At 64.2% G+C, this 17367-nt stretch carries 17 protein-coding genes and 1 other RNA gene; 10 read left to right on the top strand and 8 right to left on the bottom strand.

The genetic code is table 11. The features are described from left to right. Nucleotides 1–58 precede the first annotated feature (58 nt). Together ACXAF3_RS14415 and ACXAF3_RS14420 are read left to right on the top strand one after the other, a co-directional pair. Nucleotides 59–1252, top strand: a complete 1194-nt coding sequence (locus ACXAF3_RS14415) for a GGDEF domain-containing protein (RefSeq protein ID WP_475113016.1) — start codon at nucleotides 59–61, stop codon at nucleotides 1250–1252. Between the two features lie 106 nt (nucleotides 1253–1358). Then, nucleotides 1359–1973 (top strand): Yip1 family protein, encoded by a 615-nt coding sequence (locus ACXAF3_RS14420; RefSeq protein WP_475113017.1) that lies wholly within the window; start codon nucleotides 1359–1361, stop codon nucleotides 1971–1973. Between the two features lie 59 nt (nucleotides 1974–2032). Here ACXAF3_RS14420 and ACXAF3_RS14425 read toward each other — a convergent pair whose 3' ends face one another. Beyond that, nucleotides 2033–3985 carry a M48 family metallopeptidase gene (locus ACXAF3_RS14425; RefSeq protein ID WP_475113018.1) on the bottom strand — a complete coding sequence of 651 codons (1953 nt, stop codon included), beginning with the start codon at nucleotides 3983–3985 and terminating at the stop codon, nucleotides 2033–2035. Between the two features lie 3 nt (nucleotides 3986–3988). Continuing rightward, nucleotides 3989–4585, bottom strand: a complete 597-nt coding sequence (locus ACXAF3_RS14430) for a LemA family protein (RefSeq protein WP_475113019.1) — start codon at nucleotides 4583–4585, stop codon at nucleotides 3989–3991. 248 nt (nucleotides 4586–4833) lie between these two features. Here ACXAF3_RS14430 and ACXAF3_RS14435 point away from each other — a divergent pair, with 248 nt between their 5' ends. Continuing rightward, a complete protein-coding gene (locus ACXAF3_RS14435; RefSeq protein ID WP_475113020.1) occupies nucleotides 4834–6024 on the top strand; it encodes an acetyl-CoA C-acyltransferase in 1191 nt (396 codons plus the stop codon). Between the two features lie 149 nt (nucleotides 6025–6173). Here the strand turns inward: ACXAF3_RS14435 and ACXAF3_RS14440 are convergent, their stop codons facing one another. Genes ACXAF3_RS14440 through ACXAF3_RS14455 form a run of 4 tightly spaced genes read right to left on the bottom strand, consistent with a single transcriptional unit; the run spans nucleotide 6174 to nucleotide 9699 of the window. After that, nucleotides 6174–6749: a BON domain-containing protein gene (locus ACXAF3_RS14440; protein WP_475113021.1), complete on the bottom strand. Its 576-nt coding sequence runs from the start codon at nucleotides 6747–6749 to the stop codon at nucleotides 6174–6176. Between the two features lie 18 nt (nucleotides 6750–6767). Beyond that, nucleotides 6768–7358, bottom strand: coding sequence for an SIS domain-containing protein (locus ACXAF3_RS14445; RefSeq protein ID WP_475113022.1), 591 nt, complete (start codon nucleotides 7356–7358; stop codon nucleotides 6768–6770). Nucleotides 7359–7415: 57 nt separating this feature from the next. Continuing rightward, nucleotides 7416–7778 (bottom strand): YraN family protein, encoded by a 363-nt coding sequence (locus ACXAF3_RS14450; protein ID WP_475113023.1) that lies wholly within the window; start codon nucleotides 7776–7778, stop codon nucleotides 7416–7418. Continuing rightward, entirely contained in the window at nucleotides 7765–9699 is a 1935-nt protein-coding gene (locus ACXAF3_RS14455; protein ID WP_475113024.1) for a penicillin-binding protein activator, read from the bottom strand. The genes ACXAF3_RS14450 and ACXAF3_RS14455 overlap by 14 nt, the downstream gene beginning before the upstream one ends. Before the next feature lie 51 nt (nucleotides 9700–9750). Here ACXAF3_RS14455 and rsmI point away from each other — a divergent pair, with 51 nt between their 5' ends. Further along, nucleotides 9751–10593: a 16S rRNA (cytidine(1402)-2'-O)-methyltransferase gene (rsmI, locus tag ACXAF3_RS14460; protein WP_475113025.1), complete on the top strand. Its 843-nt coding sequence runs from the start codon at nucleotides 9751–9753 to the stop codon at nucleotides 10591–10593. Between the two features lie 68 nt (nucleotides 10594–10661). Next, an RNA gene (rnpB, locus tag ACXAF3_RS14465) (RNase P RNA component class A) lies at nucleotides 10662–11014 on the top strand. Nucleotides 11015–11155: 141 nt separating this feature from the next. On the opposite strand, the gene ACXAF3_RS14470 is transcribed toward rnpB, so the two are convergent. Then, entirely contained in the window at nucleotides 11156–13444 is a 2289-nt protein-coding gene (locus ACXAF3_RS14470) for a nitric-oxide reductase large subunit (protein ID WP_475113026.1), read from the bottom strand. Nucleotides 13445–13453: 9 nt separating this feature from the next. After that, the gene (ytfE, locus tag ACXAF3_RS14475) at nucleotides 13454–14116 is read right to left on the bottom strand and encodes an iron-sulfur cluster repair protein YtfE (protein ID WP_475113027.1); all 663 of its coding nucleotides are present in this window, start codon (nucleotides 14114–14116) and stop codon (nucleotides 13454–13456) included. Nucleotides 14117–14238: 122 nt separating this feature from the next. On the opposite strand from ytfE, the gene ACXAF3_RS14480 reads away from it, so the two are divergent. The 5 genes from ACXAF3_RS14480 to ftsL all read left to right on the top strand — a co-directional run bounded on the left by ACXAF3_RS14480 (nucleotide 14239) and on the right by ftsL (nucleotide 17338). Continuing rightward, nucleotides 14239–14718: a DUF454 family protein gene (locus tag ACXAF3_RS14480; RefSeq protein WP_475113028.1), complete on the top strand. Its 480-nt coding sequence runs from the start codon at nucleotides 14239–14241 to the stop codon at nucleotides 14716–14718. 2 nt (nucleotides 14719–14720) lie between these two features. After that, on the top strand, nucleotides 14721–15173 hold the full coding sequence (locus ACXAF3_RS14485; protein WP_475113029.1) for an RrF2 family transcriptional regulator: 453 nt from the start codon (nucleotides 14721–14723) through the stop codon (nucleotides 15171–15173). 510 nt (nucleotides 15174–15683) lie between these two features. Beyond that, nucleotides 15684–16127, top strand: a complete 444-nt coding sequence (gene mraZ / locus ACXAF3_RS14490; RefSeq protein ID WP_475113030.1) for a division/cell wall cluster transcriptional repressor MraZ — start codon at nucleotides 15684–15686, stop codon at nucleotides 16125–16127. A 12-nt stretch (nucleotides 16128–16139) separates the two neighbouring features. Then, nucleotides 16140–17066, top strand: coding sequence for a 16S rRNA (cytosine(1402)-N(4))-methyltransferase RsmH (gene rsmH, locus ACXAF3_RS14495; protein ID WP_475113031.1), 927 nt, complete (start codon nucleotides 16140–16142; stop codon nucleotides 17064–17066). Nucleotides 17067–17068: 2 nt separating this feature from the next. Next, on the top strand, nucleotides 17069–17338 hold the full coding sequence (ftsL, locus tag ACXAF3_RS14500) for a cell division protein FtsL (RefSeq protein WP_475113057.1): 270 nt from the start codon (nucleotides 17069–17071) through the stop codon (nucleotides 17336–17338). The last annotated feature ends 29 nt before the right edge of the window (nucleotides 17339–17367 follow it).

Here is a 17367-nt window from a genome sequence, read left to right on the forward strand (position 1 = left end):
CGCCGGCACCTGTTGCAAGCGCGTATAATCGGCGGCAAATTTCACCTTCCGCCATCCTATGCCGCACTATCTGTCCTGGCTGCGCTACAGCTGGCTAGCGCTTTTCCCGCTGCTTTACCTCGCTGCACAGCATCTGTCCTGGATCGACTTTTCCCCGCTGCTGACGCCGCAAACGCCGCCGCTATTGCTGGGGGCGTCCCTGCTGCTGGGCGCCTTTTTCAAGTCCAGCCGCGTGGCGTTTTCCGCCGCGCTGCTACTGGCTCTCTATTTCGCCGCCGACGGAATGCCCTGGCTGCGCCGGGGCGAGATGTTGTCCCTGTGTCTGGGGCTGGTGGGGCTCAACATCGGTCTGGTCGCGTTTATCCGCGACCGGAGCCCGATCAGCACTTTTGGCCTGCTGCTGGCACTGGCTGTTGTGGGGCAGGGCGCCGGGCTTTACCTGCTGCACGGCTGTTGCGGCGCGGAGCTGGACATCTGGCGGCTGCAACTGCCGCGCGTCTCGGCTGTATCTGTCGGCGTCGCGGAATCGCTGTTTGCCGCCGCGGCGCTGCTGTCCGCACTGCGTCTGTGCACCGGGCCGGACATCACCGCAGTGGGCCTGCTGGCCTGTATCCCGGCCCTCTATCTGGCGCACGACCGCGGCGCCGATCCGCAGGCGCTGCAACTGGCCGCCGCGGCCGTCGGCCTGCTGCTGACCCTGCTGGTGCTGCGCAGCGCCTACGAGCTGGCATTTCGCGACGAGCTGACCGGTATCCCGTCGCGCCGTGCCTACAGCCGCTACCTGCTGACACTGGGGCGCCACTTCAGCATCGCCGTCATCGATATCGACCACTTCAAGAAGCTCAACGACCGCCACGGCCACCAGGTCGGCGACCAGGCGCTGCGCATGGTGGCCGGCAGAATCGCCCGCTTCGGCGGCGGTCGCGCCTTTCGCTACGGCGGCGAGGAGTTCGTGGTGGTGATCAGGGGCCGCGACGGGGAGCGCGCCCGGCAGTCGCTGGAAAGGATGCGCGAAAAGATCGCCGACTACCCGCTGCGCCTGCGCTCGGCCTCCCGCGATACGGCCGACAGCGCGCGCGCCCGCAGGCGGCGCGGGCGGGGCGGCGGCCGGGCGATCAAGGTTACCGTCAGCGTCGGCATAGCCACCAGCGGCGGCGGGTTGAAATCGCCCCGTCAGGTCCTGGAGGCGGCGGATCGCGCGCTCTACCGCGCCAAGCGCGGCGGGCGCAACCGCGTCTGCGCGCACACTTGACTCAGGTCAACTGTCGTTAAAATTGGCGCCTTATTCCTGATTGATATTGGTTAATCGCAGGCGGGACCCCAATACTGCTAACAACAGCAGCGAAGGGAGCTCAAGCGTGCGACTTCTCAGTCATACCATCGGTATTCTCACCAACCCGGACAAAGAGTGGAAAGCGATCCGCGCGGACCGCCATTCCTTTGTTCAGGTATTCCTGAGCCATGTGCCGTTTCTGGCGTTGATTCCGTGTATTGCGGGTTATATCGGCGTCACCCGCGTCGGCTTTGAACTGGGCGGCCACCTGACGAAGCTGACGCCCACCAGCGCCGGGGTGCTGGCGCTGGTGACGTATTTTGCGATGCTGCTCGGGGTCTATCTGCTGGGCGAGTTCATCAACTGGATGGCCAAGTCCTACGGGGTCGAGGGGGACGAGCCCACGCGCCACTATGAGGGCACGGCGCTGGCGGTATTCGTGACCACGCCGGTTTTCCTCGCCAGTATCGTTCTCCTCTACCCGCACCCGTGGCTGGCGGTCGCGGTGGTCGGCCTCGCGGGGATCTATTCGATCTACCTGTTGTTTGAAGGCATTCCGATTCTGATGAGTATGAACAAGGAGCGCGCCTTCCTCTATGCCTGCGCGGTGGTCACGGTTGCGCTGGTGATGATGGTGACAACGATGATCGGCTCGGTGATCCTGTGGAGTATGGGAATAGGGCCCGTGTACCAGCAGTGAATCTGCGGTAGCGGAGACAAAAAAGCCGGCCATTTGGCCGGCTTTTTGCTATCCGCGGCTCAGGCGGTCTCGGCCGCGCTCTGCCTGCGCGGTGCAGCTGAGTCCCTAACCGGCACTATCGGCGGCATCGGGCAGTCGAGGCTGTCGGCGACAGCGCGCAGCAGTTCGATTTCCTCCGCCTCGACCACGCCGTCGTGGGCCATGGTGGCCGCGATGGCCTTCAGCAGCAGCGGTTTGCGCAGCGGCTGGATGGTGGCGGCTATAGCGACGGCCTTGTCCAGCCGCGGCAGGGTGATATCCGCCGCCGCGGGCAGCGGCGTGATATCCAGCTGCATCGCGTTCAGGCCACTCTCGTAGGCGCGCTTGGCCGGCAGGTAATCGGCGTGGCCGGCGTGGGCCACGGCGGCGAGGATAAAGCGCGCCGCGTCCCGCTCTGCGCCTTTCTTCGGAGACAGGCGCTGGCGGTCCGGGCTGCCTTCGAGGGCGTGCATCAGCACCCGGTACAGGGCCCACTCCCACAGCTCCACCACCCCGTCGCTGCGCAGCAGCTTGATCAGGTTGCGCTTGAACACCTGGTACTGCTGCGGCACCAGCGCCTTCAGCGCCGGCACACACAGGTCGAGCAGCGGCAGGCGCGCGCTGGTGGGCAGCTCCTGCAGTTGGGGTTGCAGCCTGTGCAGCTCCCGCATCACCGCCGGGTGGGCGATCTTCCGCAGCAGCTGGAGCTGCTGCTGACGCTGCGCCTCGTCTGCGTGCATCAGCAGCTGGTAAACCAGTGCGCGCGCGGCGAAGGGGTCGTGTGCCGCCTGCTGCAGTGCCGGCGGCACCGACAGCAGCAGCTGCCGGCCGTAGTGCACCTGTTGTTCGCTCGGGTTGCCGATGCTGTTGTCCACCGCGTCCAGCACTCTGTCGAGGGGCGCGGCCGCGGCGATACCCAGTACCTGCGCATCCTGTTGTGGCGTGACGGAAAGGCCTTCCGGCTCGGCTTCGGTCCGCGGATAGTGGCCGTTCCACTGCGGATCCAGCCTCGAGATGCGCTCCGCCAGCGGCGGGTGGGTCGAAAAGAGGTTGGCGAAGGATCTCTTCAGGCCGCTGGCGAAATACATATGGCTGAATTCCGCCGCGTTACTCGACGCCAGTTGTGAACCGGCGCTGTGGCCGCCGATCTTTTTCAGCGCGCCGGCAATGCCGCGGTTGTTGCGGGTGAACTGCACCGCCGAGGCGTCGGCGAGGAATTCCCGCTGGCGGCTGACCGCGGACTTGATCAGGTTGCCGAAGAAGGTCCCGGTATAGCCGACCACCATCAGTCCGGCGCCTATGCCGAACAGGGCCACGCGACCGCGGTTGTCGCGGCCGGAGCCGAAGTGCGAGCCGCGCAGCAGCCAGTAGCCGAGCATGCCGATAATCAGTATGCCGTGCAGCAGGCCGACGATGCGGATATTGAGCCGCATATCGCCGTTGAAGATATGGCTGAATTCGTGTGCCACCACGCCCTGCAGCTCGTCGCGGTTGAGTTTTTCGATACAGCCGCGGGTCAGGCCGATCACCGCGTCTGTGGGCTTGTAGCCGGCGGCGAAGGCGTTGATGGCGTCGTCCTCGATCAGGTAGACATCCGGCACCGGCGTACCCGAGGCGATGGCCATCTCCTCGACGATATTGAGCGCGCGCCGCTCGGCGTCGCCGTGGGGGGCGATATTGATCTTGCGCCCGCCCAGGGACTCGGCCACCGCGCGTCCGCCGGCGGCCAGCTGGCGCAGCTTGTACAGGCTGCCGAGCGCGATTACCGCGGCGATGGAAATTGCGATTGTGGCGACAGTGTCCCAGCCCAGCAATTGACCGCCGGTATTGTTGAAGAGCGCCGCGAGCGAAAACCCCTGGCCGCGGGACCAGGCCACCAGGGCCGCGGCGAGCAGCGTGGTGATACCGATCAGCAGCGCCACCGCCAGCGCGAAGAGCGCGACCAGCAAGCCGGAGTTGCGCCTGGCCCTGTCCTGGTATTCGAAGAAATCCATCGATTAGAACTCGACTTTCGGCGCGGCCTGGATGGTTTCGGAATCGGCGAATTCCAGCAGCTTGCCGTCGTCGCGGTGACCGAAGAAGCCGGCGAAGAAGACCGGCGGGAAACTCTGCTTGTAGATGTTGTAGGCCATCACCGAGTCGTTGAAGGCCTGGCGGGCGAAGGCGACCTTGTTCTCGGTACTGGTCAGCTCCTCGTTGAGCTGCATCATATTCTGGTTGGCTTTCAGGTCCGGGTAGGCCTCCATCACGACATTGAGCCGCCCGAGGGCATTGGCCAGGGCCCCCTCGGCGTGACCCAGGTCGGCGATGGCGGAGGCGGAGCCGGGGTTGGCCGCGGCGGCCTTCAGGCCGGCGAGGGCGACGTTGCGCGCCTCGACCACGGCCTGCAGCGTCTCGCGCTCGTGTTTCAGGTAGGCCTTGGCGGTTTCCACCAGGTTCGGGATCAGGTCGTAGCGGCGCTTCAGCTGCACCTCTATCTGCGCAAAGGCGTTTTCGTAGCGGTTCTTCAGCGAAACCAGCTTGTTGTAGATGCCGACCACATAGAACAGCAGTGCGGCAATGGCCACGAGCCAGACGATGCTTGAGATTTCCATAGGACTTCTCGCCGTTGTTGTTGTGAGTTGTTGGCGCCGATAGTAACACGGCGCTTGTGGCTTCTCTGTGGCCCTGTCGGAGTTCTTGTCTGGCGGCCCCGCTGCCGGAGGCTTCGCTCAATGCTCCTGCATTCTTTCCCGAGTCATTCCAAGGGCCTATGGCGGCGCCGGACTCCGCTTCGGGTATAATGCGCCGCGAAATAAAGATTCCCGGCGCGGGCGCCGGCACAGATTTGGGAGCAGCCAGTATGAGCGATGTAACTTCAGACCCGGTGGTCATAGTTGGTATGGCGCGCACGCCGATGGGCGCGATGCAGGGTGCCCTGTCCGCGGTCAGCGCGCCGCAGCTGGGCGCCGCGGCCATCCGCGCGGCACTCGAGGACGCGGGCGTGGCAGCGGCGGACGTGGACGAGGTGCTGATGGGCTGCGTGCTGCCCGCCGGTGTCGGCCAGGCGCCGGCGCGCCAGGCGTCTATCGGCGCCGGCATCCCCGAGGCTACCCCCTGTACCACGGTCAACAAGGTGTGCGGCTCCGGTATGAAAACCGTGATGATGGCCCGCGACGCGCTGCTGCTGGGTGAGGGCAGGGTGATCGTCGCCGGCGGTATGGAGAGCATGAGCAACGCTCCCTATCTGCTGCAGAAGGCCCGCAGCGGCATGCGCCTGGGGCACGGCGAGGTGAAGGACCATATGTTCCTCGACGGCCTGGAAAACGCCTACGACGGCAAGCTGATGGGCACCTTTGCCGAGAGCACCGCGGACAAGTACGGCTTTACCCGCGAGGAGCAGGATGCCTTCGCGCTGGAGTCCCTGGCGCGCGCCAAGGCGGCCATCGAGAGCGGCGCCTTCGAACGCGAGATAACGCCGGTCACCGTCTCCTCCCGCCGCGGCGATGTGGAAGTCAGTGTGGACGAGGGCCCCGGCTCCGCGCGCCCGGACAAGATTCCGCAGCTGAAACCGGCCTTCCGCAAGGACGGCACAGTCACCGCCGCCAACGCCAGCTCCATCTCCGACGGCGCCGCGGCGCTGGTGCTGATGCGCGAGAGCGAGGCCAAAAAACGCGGTCTGAAGGTGCTGGCGTTAGTGCGCGGCCAGGCCCAGTTCGCGCAACAGCCTGAGTGGTTCACCACCGCGCCGGTGGGTGCGATGCAGAAGCTGCTGGAGAACACCGGCTGGTCTGCCGACGAGGTGGATCTGTTCGAGATCAACGAGGCCTTTGCCGTGGTCACCATGGCCGCGATGCGGGAGCTGAACCTGCCCCACGACAAGGTCAACGTAAACGGCGGTGCCTGTGCCCTGGGCCACCCGCTCGGCGCCAGCGGTGCGCGTATCCTGGTCACGCTGCTGGCGGCGATGGAGAGGCGCGACGCGAAGAGGGGCATCGCCAGCCTGTGTATCGGCGGCGGCGAGGCCACGGCGGTGGCCATCGAGCGGGTTTGATTTCCGCGCGATAAAAAACGGAGGCAAATGCCTCCGTTTTTTATTGGCCCTTGTAGGAGCGGCCCATGGCCGCGATGGAAATGTCCAAATATTCTGGAATCCGATCGCGGCCGTGGGCCGCTCCTACAGGGAGATGTTCGGCGTCTGGATCAATTTATATATTCGACCGCCTTGACCACCTTCTGCACCCCGCCGATACCGCGGGTCACATCCGCGGCGCGCTCCGCCTCGGCGCGGGTCAGCAGTCCCATCAGATAGACGACGCCGTTCTCGGTCACCACCTTGATGCGGCCGCTGTCGATTTCCTTGTTGGCGAGTAAATTGCTTTTCACCTTGGCGGTCAGCCAGGCATCGCTGGAGCTGGCGAGCAGGGACACATTGCCGCGCACCTGAATCTCATTGTACACCTGGCGCACGTTCTGCACCTGCTGCGCGGTGCGCCCGGCCAGCAGGCGCAGATCGTTGTTCGCCACCTGGCCGGTCAGCAGCACCACGCCGTTGAAGGCATTGACGTTGATATTGGCCGCCTTCAGGTCCGGGTGCGCCTTGTTGATGTTGACGGTAGTGATGGTTTCGATTTTCTGGTCATCGATATAGGTGCCCAGCGAGCGCTTGCCGGGGTCCTGCTGGATGGGGCCGTCGTGGGTGGCCTCCAGCACCGTACTGCAGCCGGCCAGCGCAGTGCTCATCGCCAGGGCGACAAAAAAGCGTTTCTTAACAGTCATTAGATTTTTTCTCATGGTTCAGTCCTCGTAACCACCGAACAGGCTGCTGTCGATCAGGTCGCACAGACAGAAAATGGTGAGCAGGTGTACCTGGTGTACCTCAGCTGCGACCTCGGAGGGTACACGCAGTTCAATATCGTCGGTATCCAGCAGCGCGGCGCAGTCGCCGCCGTCGCCGCCGGTCAGGGCCAGTATGCCCATATCCCGGTCGCGCGCCGCGCGCATGGCCTGTATCAGGTTGGAGTCGCGGCCGTCGTTGCTGATGATCACCAGCAGGTCGCCGGGTTGGCCGAGGGCGCGCACCGGCCGCGCAAAGGATTCCGCGCGTCCGTGATTGCGCGCGACAGTGCCGATGGAGACGCCGTCGCTGTTCAGGGCGATGGCCGGCAGGCCCGGGCGCTCGCGCTGGAAACCGCCCAGCAGCTGCGCGCTGAAGCTCTGCGCCAGTGCACCGCTGACGCCGTTGCCGCACAGCAGCAGTTTGTTTTCCGCCAGCAGTGTGTGCACGATCATCTCGCTGGCCTCGGCAATCAGTGGCGCCAATATTTCGCCGGCGTTCATTGTGGCTTCCAGGCTGCGATGGAAGAGGGTTACGACTCGCTGTTCCATTTTTTTCCTTGACGGGCGAACACAGGGGCCGCCCCTGCAAATTTTCCGGATCGGGAATCAGGCCCCGAAGGCGTTTTTAATCCACTGGATATTGTGCGTATCGCCCTCGATCGCGATGACATCGAAGCGACAGGGGCAATCCAGTTTGTGCTGCTGCAGGTAGCTCTGCGCGGTGGCGACCAGCTTTTGCTGCTTGCGTCGGTCGACAGTGGCACCGGCGGAGCCGAAGCGGCTGTTGCGGCGGTAGCGCACTTCGACGAACACCAGAGTATCGCCGTCGCGGGCAATCAGGTCGATCTCGCCGCGACGGCCGCGGTAATTCTGCGCTATGACAGCGAGGCCCTCGGCCCGCAGGTAGCGCGCCGCGGCCTCCTCCATCCTTGCGCCGACATCGCCGGCAGTGCGCTTAAAGAGCTTCACTATTGCCGGTCAGCTCCATGCCCTGGGGCTGCGGCAGCAGGGGCTCCACCGCCGTCGTTACCGGCACCGGTACACCCTTGTCGATACGGGCCCAAATCTGCTCGCGCACGATGCGGCCGCCGGGTGTCAGGCTCAACGCACCGGTCAGGCCGTGCACCTTCTGTTGCGGGAAGCGGCGCAGCATCGGGATGCGCGGGAAGAGGCGGAAGGCGTCGGCGCCCAGGGCGTAGAGACGCGCGAAGGCCGGCGCCGGTGCAGCCTGCTTTTCGATATTGCGCTTGGTGATATTGTCGTTTTCGAACAGCCACGGCAGGGCGGTGAAGCGAATGCCGTTGATATCCCGGTCGCGGTTCGGATTGATATTGCCGTCGAATATGTGCGAGGTCGCGTACACCGGCAGGTCGCTGGCGTAGAAGAAGGTCAGCATCGGGTTGATCTGCCGGGCCTGCTGCGGTTGAGCGAGCAGGAACAGCATGTCCACGTCGTCGCGGCGGCGCGGGGTGAATTTGAGCGGTGCGGCCAGGCGGCGGCGCAGGGCCGCTTCGCGCGCCTTGCTGTCCGGGATCAGCAGCGCGTCGCTGACCAGTTGGGAGAAGTTGCTGTTGTCGCGGAAGCGCCTGCTGACGGTGACGCTGCCGCCCAGGCGCAGCCACTCCTCCTGGAATGCCTCGGCACCGCGCTGGCCCCAACTGGACTCGGCGGCCAGGATCATGGCCTGGCGGTGGCCCTGGCGGTAGGCCTGTTGGGCCACCTGGCGCGCCTCGTCCTCGATGGCAAGGCCGAACTGCACCAGATCGCCGGTCAGGCGGCTCTCTTCACCCCAGTCGCCGGCATAGTTCAGCGCCAGGGTCGGTACCGGCAGTTTTTCTGTGGCCAGCAGGTTGGCCACCTTGCGCTTGTCCAGCGGGCCGACAATGGCCTGGGCACCCGCATCCACGGCGCTCTGGTAAATCTCTTCAAACGGCCGCTCGCCCCCTGTGTCGTAGACCATCACCGCGGGGGTGGGGGCGCCGGCGTTCAGGGCGGTGTAGTGTGCGGCCATAAAACCGTCGCGGATGGCGCGGCCGGCGCCGCCCAGCGGGCCGGACAGCGGCAGCAGCAGCGCTATGCGGTCGGCGCGCTGGGAGGCCAGTTGCTCCAGCAGCCGCAGCGCCTGTGGCGGGTGCGCGCTGGCGCTGTGGCCCGGCCACTGTTGGCGCCAACGGCTCAGGGCGGTGAGCTGCGAACTGAGATCGGTTTGGGTATCGCGGCCGAGCAGGGCCAGCTGGTACCATCCGCGCATCTGCGGGTCGCGGCTCTCGTCCGCGCGCAGCTGCAGTTCGCTGGACGGCAGTTGGGTCAGCAGCTGCCAGAAGCCGTCGTTGTTTTTGGCGATGGTCTCGTCGCTCTGTGCCAGCTCGGCGATCTGGCGGCGTTCGGCGATGGCGCTGTCCAGATCCCCGAGCAGGCCCCAGAGGTCGGCGCGCAGGTCGCGCAGGGGCAGGGCGGTGGCCTGCGGCAGTTGCGTCCAGACCCGGTCTAGGCGCGGGTCTGTGGCCAGGTCCAGGGCCTTGAAGAACTCGTCCTCGGCGGCGAGCAGGCTGCCGTATACCCGCGCATACTGGGCGTAGTCTGTGTCGTCCAGCTGTTCCGGGGAGATATCGACCACCGCCTGCCTGGCGGTCTCCTGGTCGCCCAGCTCGTATAGAATGGCGGCCGCCTGCAGGCGCTGCCTGTCCCGCTGTGGTGCCGGCAGGGTTTCCGCGCTGTGCAGCAGTTGTACGGCGGCGCTGCGGCTGGCGGCGGAACCTGTGTCTACCTGTGGCTGCGTGCCGGGCTTGGTGGCAGGTGTCTGGCAGGCGGCCAGGGCCAGAGCCAGGGCGCCGGCAGCGACTCTGGCGGCGATTTTGGCGACAGCGTGGGGTACGCCGGGGGCGGACATAGGCTTCTCCCGCAAAACTGAACTCTTATTTGGACTATGGGGTTGTGATTTATGGGGCCGGAACAGGCGCTGCTTTATATAGTGGCTACGCCCATTGGGAATTTGGGCGATATGGTACCGCGAGCCATTGAAGTTCTACAATGCGCCGATCTGGTTGTGGCGGAGGACACGCGTCACAGTCAGAGGCTTTTCTCCCACTTCAATATCGATACGCCGCTGATGGCGTATCACGACCACTCGGACGACAGGCGCACCGGGCAGATACTGCAGCGCCTGGAGCAGGGGCAGACGGTTGCACTGATCTCGGATGCGGGCACGCCGCTGATTTCCGATCCGGGCTACAGACTCGTGCGCGAGGCCCGCGAGCGCGGTATCCGCGTGGTGCCCATTCCCGGTCCCTGCGCCTTCGTGGCCGCCCTCAGCGCCGCCGGCCTGCCCAGTGACCGCTTCAGCTTCGAGGGTTTCCTGCCGGCCAAGCCGGGCGCGCGGGAGAAGACGCTGCGCGCACTGGCGACAGACACCCGCACCCTGGTGTTCTACGAGGCCCCGCACCGGGTGGCGGACACCCTGGATGCGATGGCGGCGGCATTTGGCGGCGAGCGCGAGGCGGCGATTGCCCGAGAACTGACCAAGACCTTCGAGACTATCCGTCTGGCGCCGCTTGCGGAGTTGGCGGCCTGGGTGGGCGCGGACAGCAACCAGCAGCGCGGCGAGATAGTGCTGCTGGTGCGCGGCGCCGAGCGCAAGGCGGATTCGGAGCTGAATCCGGAGGCGGAACGGGTCATGAAGCTGCTGCTTGCCGAGCTGCCGCCGAAGCGCGCGGCGGCGCTGGCCGCCGAGATCACCGGCGTCAACAAGAAGGCCCTGTACAACTGGAGCCTGGAACAGAAGTAACCGCTTTCCACTGCGGGTGATCCCTAGGGAGCCTTGCATTCCCGCATATACCCCATTACCCTTCGCCGCGAGCTGGCCGGACAATCGCTGCCGCTTTTGCGGTGGAGGAAAGTCCGGGCTCCATAGGGTGGGACGCCAGGTAACGCCTGGGGGGCGCGAGCCTACGGAAAGTGCAGCAGAGAGTAGACCGCCGATGGCCTGTTCGCAGGCACAGGTAAGGGTGAAAGGGTGCGGTAAGAGCGCACCGCGCGGCTGGTAACAGTCCGCGGCACGGTAAACCCCGTCCGGAGCAAGACCAAATAGGCCCTCTATAGGTGTGACCCGCACCGAGGGCGGGTAGGTCGCTTGAGGTGTCTGGTGACAGGCATCCCAGATGAATGATTGTCCTCGACAGAACCCGGCTTACAGGCCAGCTCATCAGATTTCCTTCCTGTATCATTCGCCTGCCGCTCTAGCGGTAGGCGAATGACTGTTTAGATGGCCTCTGCTCAATGCCTCGTCACAGTTGCTCAGAAGCCGCCGGAGAGGAAATCCCTCTCCGGCGTCGTGTCATTTCGAGCGATTAATCCGTCAACGCTGACTGATCGCTGACCGCCGGCTGGGCTACGCCCTGCGCGCCGATATTCAGCAGACCCTTGACCACCTGCCAGGCGACCGCCACGGCGCCGACGATAAAGACCACGTCGCCGATGGTGCGGATCCAGCGCAGCGTCTGCAGCAGGTCGCCCTGCATAAAGCTCTCGCTGCGCGCATACCAGAGTCCCTCGGAGGCGCTGGCGACAAACTGGATGATGCCGACCGGCAGCAGGCTGGTGAACAGCATCAGTACCAGGCCGCCGTTGAGCCACCAGAAGGCGGTTTTCATCAGCTTCTCGTCGAAGACCATCTGCGGGCGAATGTAGCGCAGCACCAGCAGCGTAAAGCCGAGGGCGAGGAATCCGTACACGCCGAACAGCGCCGCGTGCGCGTGGGTGGCCGTGGTGTTCAGCCCCTGTATGTAGTACAGCGAAATCGGCGGGTTGATGGAGAAGCCCAGTACACCGGCGCCGAGCATATTCCAGAAGGCAACGGCGACGAAGAACAGCAGCGGCCACTTGACCTGCTGCATCCACGCGGCGCGGTTCTTCAGGCGGTAGTGCTCCCAGGCCTCGTAGCCGAGCACGATCAGCGGCACGACTTCCAGCGCGCTGAAGGTGGCGCCGACCGCCATCACCGGTGTGGTGGTGCCGGAGAAATACAGGTGGTGGAAGGTACCCGGTACGCCACCGAGCATGAACAGTGACGCGGAGCCCAGTGAGGCAACGGTTGCCATGCGCTTGGATACCAGCCCCATGCTGCAGAAGATGAAGGCCAGTGCGGTGGTGGCGAACACCTCGAAGAAGCCCTCCACCCACAGGTGCACTATCCACCAGCGCCAGTACTCCATGATGGAGATGTGCGTCTTCTCACCGTAGAAGAAGCCGGCACCGTAGAAGAGGCCGATCGCGACGACCGAGGCGGTCAGCAGCGCCAGCAGGTGCTTGTCGCCCGGTTGGCGCAGTGCGGGCACTATCGCGCGCAGCATCAGTACCAGCCAGAAGGCGACGCCGGTGAATTTACCGATCTGCCACAGGCGGCCGAGGTCGACGTACTCGTAACCCTGGTGGCCGAGCCAGAAGCTCCACTCCTGCGGCATTATTTGCGCAATCGCCAGGTAGTTGCCGATAAAGGAGCCGGCAACGACGGTCACCAGTGCCCAGAACAGGATGTCGACGCCCAGTTTCTGGAATTTCGGGTCCTTGCCGCCGTTGATGATCGGCGCCAGGAACAGGCCGGCGGCGAGGAAGCCGGTGGCGATCCAGAACAGCGCCGACTGGATATGCCAGGTGCGCACCAGGCTGTAGGGGAACCACTTGGACGTCTCGAGGCCGTAGAAGGACTGGCCCTCGACCGTATAGTGCGCGGTAAAGCCGCCGAGAAACACCTGGAAGGTGAATAGGGCAACGACAATAAACAGGTACTTGCCCAGGGCTTTCTGCGATGGTGTCAGATTGAAGGTGGTCAGCGGGTCCCGCGCGGGTGCCGCCGGCTCCTTCTCGTCCTCGTTGCGCATAAAGGACCAGGCCCATACCAGGCCGCCGATACCGGCGATCAGCAGTACCACGCTGACAATGGACCACACCACATTCTCGGCGGTGGGGACATTGTCGATCAGCGGTTCGTGCGGCCAGTTATTGGTGTAGGTGGCACCGCCGGGCTCGCGCTCGGTGGCCGCGGCCCAGGCGGTCCAGAAGAAGAACTCGGTCAGGCGGTCGCGGCGCTCGGCGCTCGGCAGGGTGTTCTCCTTCATCGCGTAGCTGCTGCGGGTGGGCTGCAGCTCCGGCGCATCGCCGAACAGCCGGTGGTAGTAGTCGGCGGTGGCCCGGATCGCCTGCACGCGGCGCTCGCTCAGTACCAGTGCATCGGCTTCCTTGTCGAAGTTGTTCTTGCGGTAGGCCCGCTTCAGCTGGAACTGCAGTGCGTTCTGCTGCTCGGCGTCCAGCTCGGCATAGGCTTTGCCGTAATGATCCGCTGCGGCAAGATCCAGCCAGGCGACCAGTTCGCGGTGCAGCCAGTCGGCCGTCCAGTCCGGTGCCTGGTAGGCGCCGTGGCCCCAGATGGAGCCGAGTTGCATGCCGCCGACCGACTGCCAGGCGCTCTGGCCGTCGAGAATGCTGTCCCTGGTCATCAGCACTGTGCCGTCTGCCGACAGGACCTGCGCCGGTATCGGCGGGGCCTCGCGATAGACCTCTTTGCCGAAGTAGCCGAGCACGCCAAAAGTGACGGCCAGTATCGCGATCAGTGTCCACCAGAGTTTGTAGTACTTGCCCATGACTGCCCCCTATGACGCGAGATTGCGCGCAAACAAAATGTCGTTTTCGAGCTGAATATGCCGCTCCAGGTCGGCCTTGAAGCTGCGCAGGCCGGCGTAGAGTGCGCGCCAGGTGTTGCAGGCGCCGTCCGGCGTGACAATGCCACCGGTCAGCGTATCGATGCCGGCGATAGCGGCGGCGTGCTCGTCGTGTTCGTGGCGCATCACCTGGATGGGGCCGCCGGCCATGGCGCCCTGGCCGCGCAGCAGCATCGGGAACAGGATTTGCTCTTCCTTCTGCATATGCTGTTCGAGTTCCGCGGCCATCCGCTGCAGGTGCGCGGTCAGACCCCGGGGACAGTCGGGCCGCTCGTAGTGAACTGTCTCAACGCGTTCTGCCAGCCGCTGCAGTTCCGCCAGTTGCGCGCGGTGCACCCGGTGGAAGCGTTCGAGCAGGTGGTCGATCAGCTCGCCGTCGCTGGCCTCGCGCCAGTCCCTGTCGTCGTCGGCGCGGCCGCTGAGTTCCCGCAGGGCCGCCAGCAGCTGCTCGCGGTCGAGATCGGCATCGGCAATGGCCTGGCGCAGGGTTTTGTCCCCCCCGCAGCAGAAGCTCAGTCCGTGCTGATTGAAAATGGCGGTGGCGCCGGGCACTTCCCGGGCCAGGCGCGCTATCGGAATATCTAAGAGGTCCATATTGTCTCCCGTTTCCCCGAAGGGCCAAGAACGCAAGGGTGGAGGTCGAAACACATAAGAAGTATTTCAAATGCATCTTTATGGGGTGGATTGTACTTGCCTCTCAATAAGATGTAAATTAAATGCATGTTAATGAGTTGGTTGCTGGATTGATGGGCAGAGATTCTTTGCGGGGCGGGCGGCGAGGGGCCTGGTATCGGAGCCTCTACCTGCCGCTCGCCTGGTGCTGCCTTGCGCTCGCCGTGCTCGGGGCGCTGCTGCCCCTGTTGCCGGTTACGCCGTTCCTGCTCTGCAGCCTGTGGTTCAGTGTCAAGGCCGAGTCCGGCCTGGCGCGCTGGCTGCTCGACCACCCCAGGTTCGGGCCGCCAATCCGGCAGTGGCAGCGAGAGCGGAGTCTGTCTTTGGCCACCAAGCGCCTCGTCGTCGCGATGTTGATCGTCAACTGGCTGGGCTTGCTGGCTGTCGGCGTCGGTCCGGTGGGGCTGCTCCTCTGCGGGCTTATGTTTTGCGGGCTCATACTATTTATTTGTTGCCGTATCCCGACGGCGGGCGGCCAGGGTGGGGCCCGTGGCCGCCGCCCGCATTCGACTGAACAGGAATAGCCATGCATATCACCCGATATACCGATTACTCGCTGCGCGTCTTGATCTACCTGGCGGTCAATAACGATGGGCTGTGCACCATCAGCGATATCGCCAATAGCTACGATATTTCCAAAAACCACCTGATGAAAATCGTTCAGGATCTGAACGCAAAAGGCTATTTGCTGGCTATCCGCGGTAAGAACGGTGGTATCCGGCTGAATACCGAGCCGTGCAATATCAATATCGGCAAGCTGGTGCGGGAGCTGGAGGGTGACAGCAAGATGCTCGAGTGTTTCGGCAGTAACAACCAGTGCGTCATTACCCCCAGTTGCCAGCTGAAGCGGATATTTGCCCGGGCCCTGGAGTGTTTTTTTGCGGCGCTGGACGAGTATACGCTGGAGGATCTCGTTGGCGGGAAGCGGAAGCGGGAGTTGACTGAGCTGCTGTCCATAACGGATGTATCCCGCCGCTAGCTGTGATCTCTTTTTCCGCAGTTGTGTCCGGGGCGCGGTTTGGGCGGGCTCCCGGTGGATCTACCCGGAATGTGCCGGCGCGACGCGAGGTGGTAGATATTCACGCCAACCGCCGTTAGTATTCGCTAACTTTCTTTGATTCAATCTTTTCCCTTCTGAAGTTAAAGTAATCTCTCACCTTCCAAGAGTAAGTACTTGCTCCGTTTTGCAATAGCGGCGCCGGAAATTGTCCGTTTTTTCGCCTTTCCCCCTCTGCAGCCCGCGAAATTACTGGGATTTCGCGGCACTTTGCCGTTGATTTCCTTGACTTTACGCAGTCCAGATTTATAGTGTCAGCAGTGGGGAAAAGTGGAAATTTGTGGAGATTGGTGGTTCATCTGTGGCTGTGAGTGGGTATTTACACCGTGCGGATGAAAACTGCGCAATTTTTCCCCGTTTGGGCTCGATATAAAAACACCGGCACCCGCGGGTGCGTCACCAGCGCATACGAGCAAAACGCACGAGCAAAAAGTGTATCTAGGCAGCCACGCAATCAATATGGACGCCAAAGGGCGTCTGGCCATTCCGGCGCGGGTCCGCGACACGCTGCTGGAAGAGTGCGCCGGGCGGCTGGTTGTCACTGCCCATACCGAAGAGCGTTGCCTGCTGGTCTATCCCGAGCCCCAGTGGCGGGAAATCCTTCCCAAAATCGAAGCCCTGTCCAGCTTTAACAAAGTGGCGCGCCGCGCCCAGCGGCTGTTGATCGGTTACGCCTGCGAGCTGCAGGTGGACGGCAACGGCCGCGTGTTGATTCCGCCGACCCTGCGCGAGTACGCCGGCCTGGAGAAAAAGCTGATGCTGGTGGGGCAGGGCAAGAAACTGGAACTCTGGAGCGAGGACCGCTGGATGGCCTGGCTCGATGACAGCGAGGGCGAGGGGGAGATGCCGGAGGAAATGGCGTCCCTCTCTTTGTAAGGAGGACACGGGGTGTCTCAAGAACTGCATCGCAGTGTGTTGTTGCGCGAGGCCGTGGACGCCCTGGTCACCGATCCGGGCGGCTTTTATATAGACGGCACTTTCGGCCGCGGCGGTCACAGCGCGGCGATATTGGAAAAACTGAATCGGGACGGCCGCCTGCTGGGGATAGACAAGGACCCGCAGGCGGTTGCCTATGCGCGGGAGCGCTTCGCCGGCGATGCGCGCTTTGCCATCTGGCACGGCTCCTTCGCCGATATGGACGCGGCGGCTGCGGATCAGGCTGGCCGGGTGAGCGGAATACTGCTGGATCTGGGCGTGTCATCGCCGCAGCTGGATCAGGCCGAGCGCGGCTTCAGCTTTATGCAGGACGGCCCGCTGGATATGCGTATGGATACCAGCCGCGGTATCAGCGCCGCGGAATGGGTCAACAGTGAGTCGGAAGCGGAGCTGGCGAGAGTCTTCAGGGAATACGGCGAGGAGCGCTTCGCCCGCCGCATGGCCGCGGCCATAGTCAAGCGCCGGGCGGAGAAGCCGTTCGAGCGCACCCTGGACCTGGCGGAGGTGGTCAAGGCGGCCAATCCCGCCTGGGAGAAGGGCAAGCACCCGGCCACGCGCGTGTTTCAGGCCATCCGCATCCATGTCAATGGCGAGCTGGACGACCTGCAGCAGGCACTGGACAAGTCCCTGCGGCTGCTCGTCCCCGGCGGGCGGCTGGTGGTGATCAGCTTCCACTCGCTCGAGGACCGCATGGTGAAGCGCTTTATCCGCGATAAGGAGCGCGGCCCCAAACTGCCGCGCGGGCTGCCGGTGATGGACAGCCAGGTCGAGAGAAGCCTGAAGTCGGTGGGCAAGGCGGTCAAGGCCGATACCGGCGAGGTGGGCGAAAACGTGCGCTCCCGCAGCGCGGTGATGCGGGTCGCGGAGAAGCTGGCTTGAGCGTGAACGGCAAGGCGGCGCTGGCGCTGTTGTGGATTGCGACCATCGCCTCGGCGCTGGCGGTGGTGCACAGCACCCAGCGCAGCCGCGAACTGACCGCGCAGCTGGTGCAGGCGCAGAAGGCGCGCGACGAGCTGCGCTACGAACAGAAGCGGCTGCTGCTGGAGAGGGGCGCCTGGTCCGCCTACAGCCGTATCGAAAAGGTGGCGCGGGAAGAGCTGAACATGCGTGTGCCGGCACCGGACGAGCGGGTACTGGTGCCGGCGGAATAAAAATCGAAACCATAAAACGATAGGGGCGG

The organism is Microbulbifer sp. ABF4_143 (assembly GCF_056160225.1).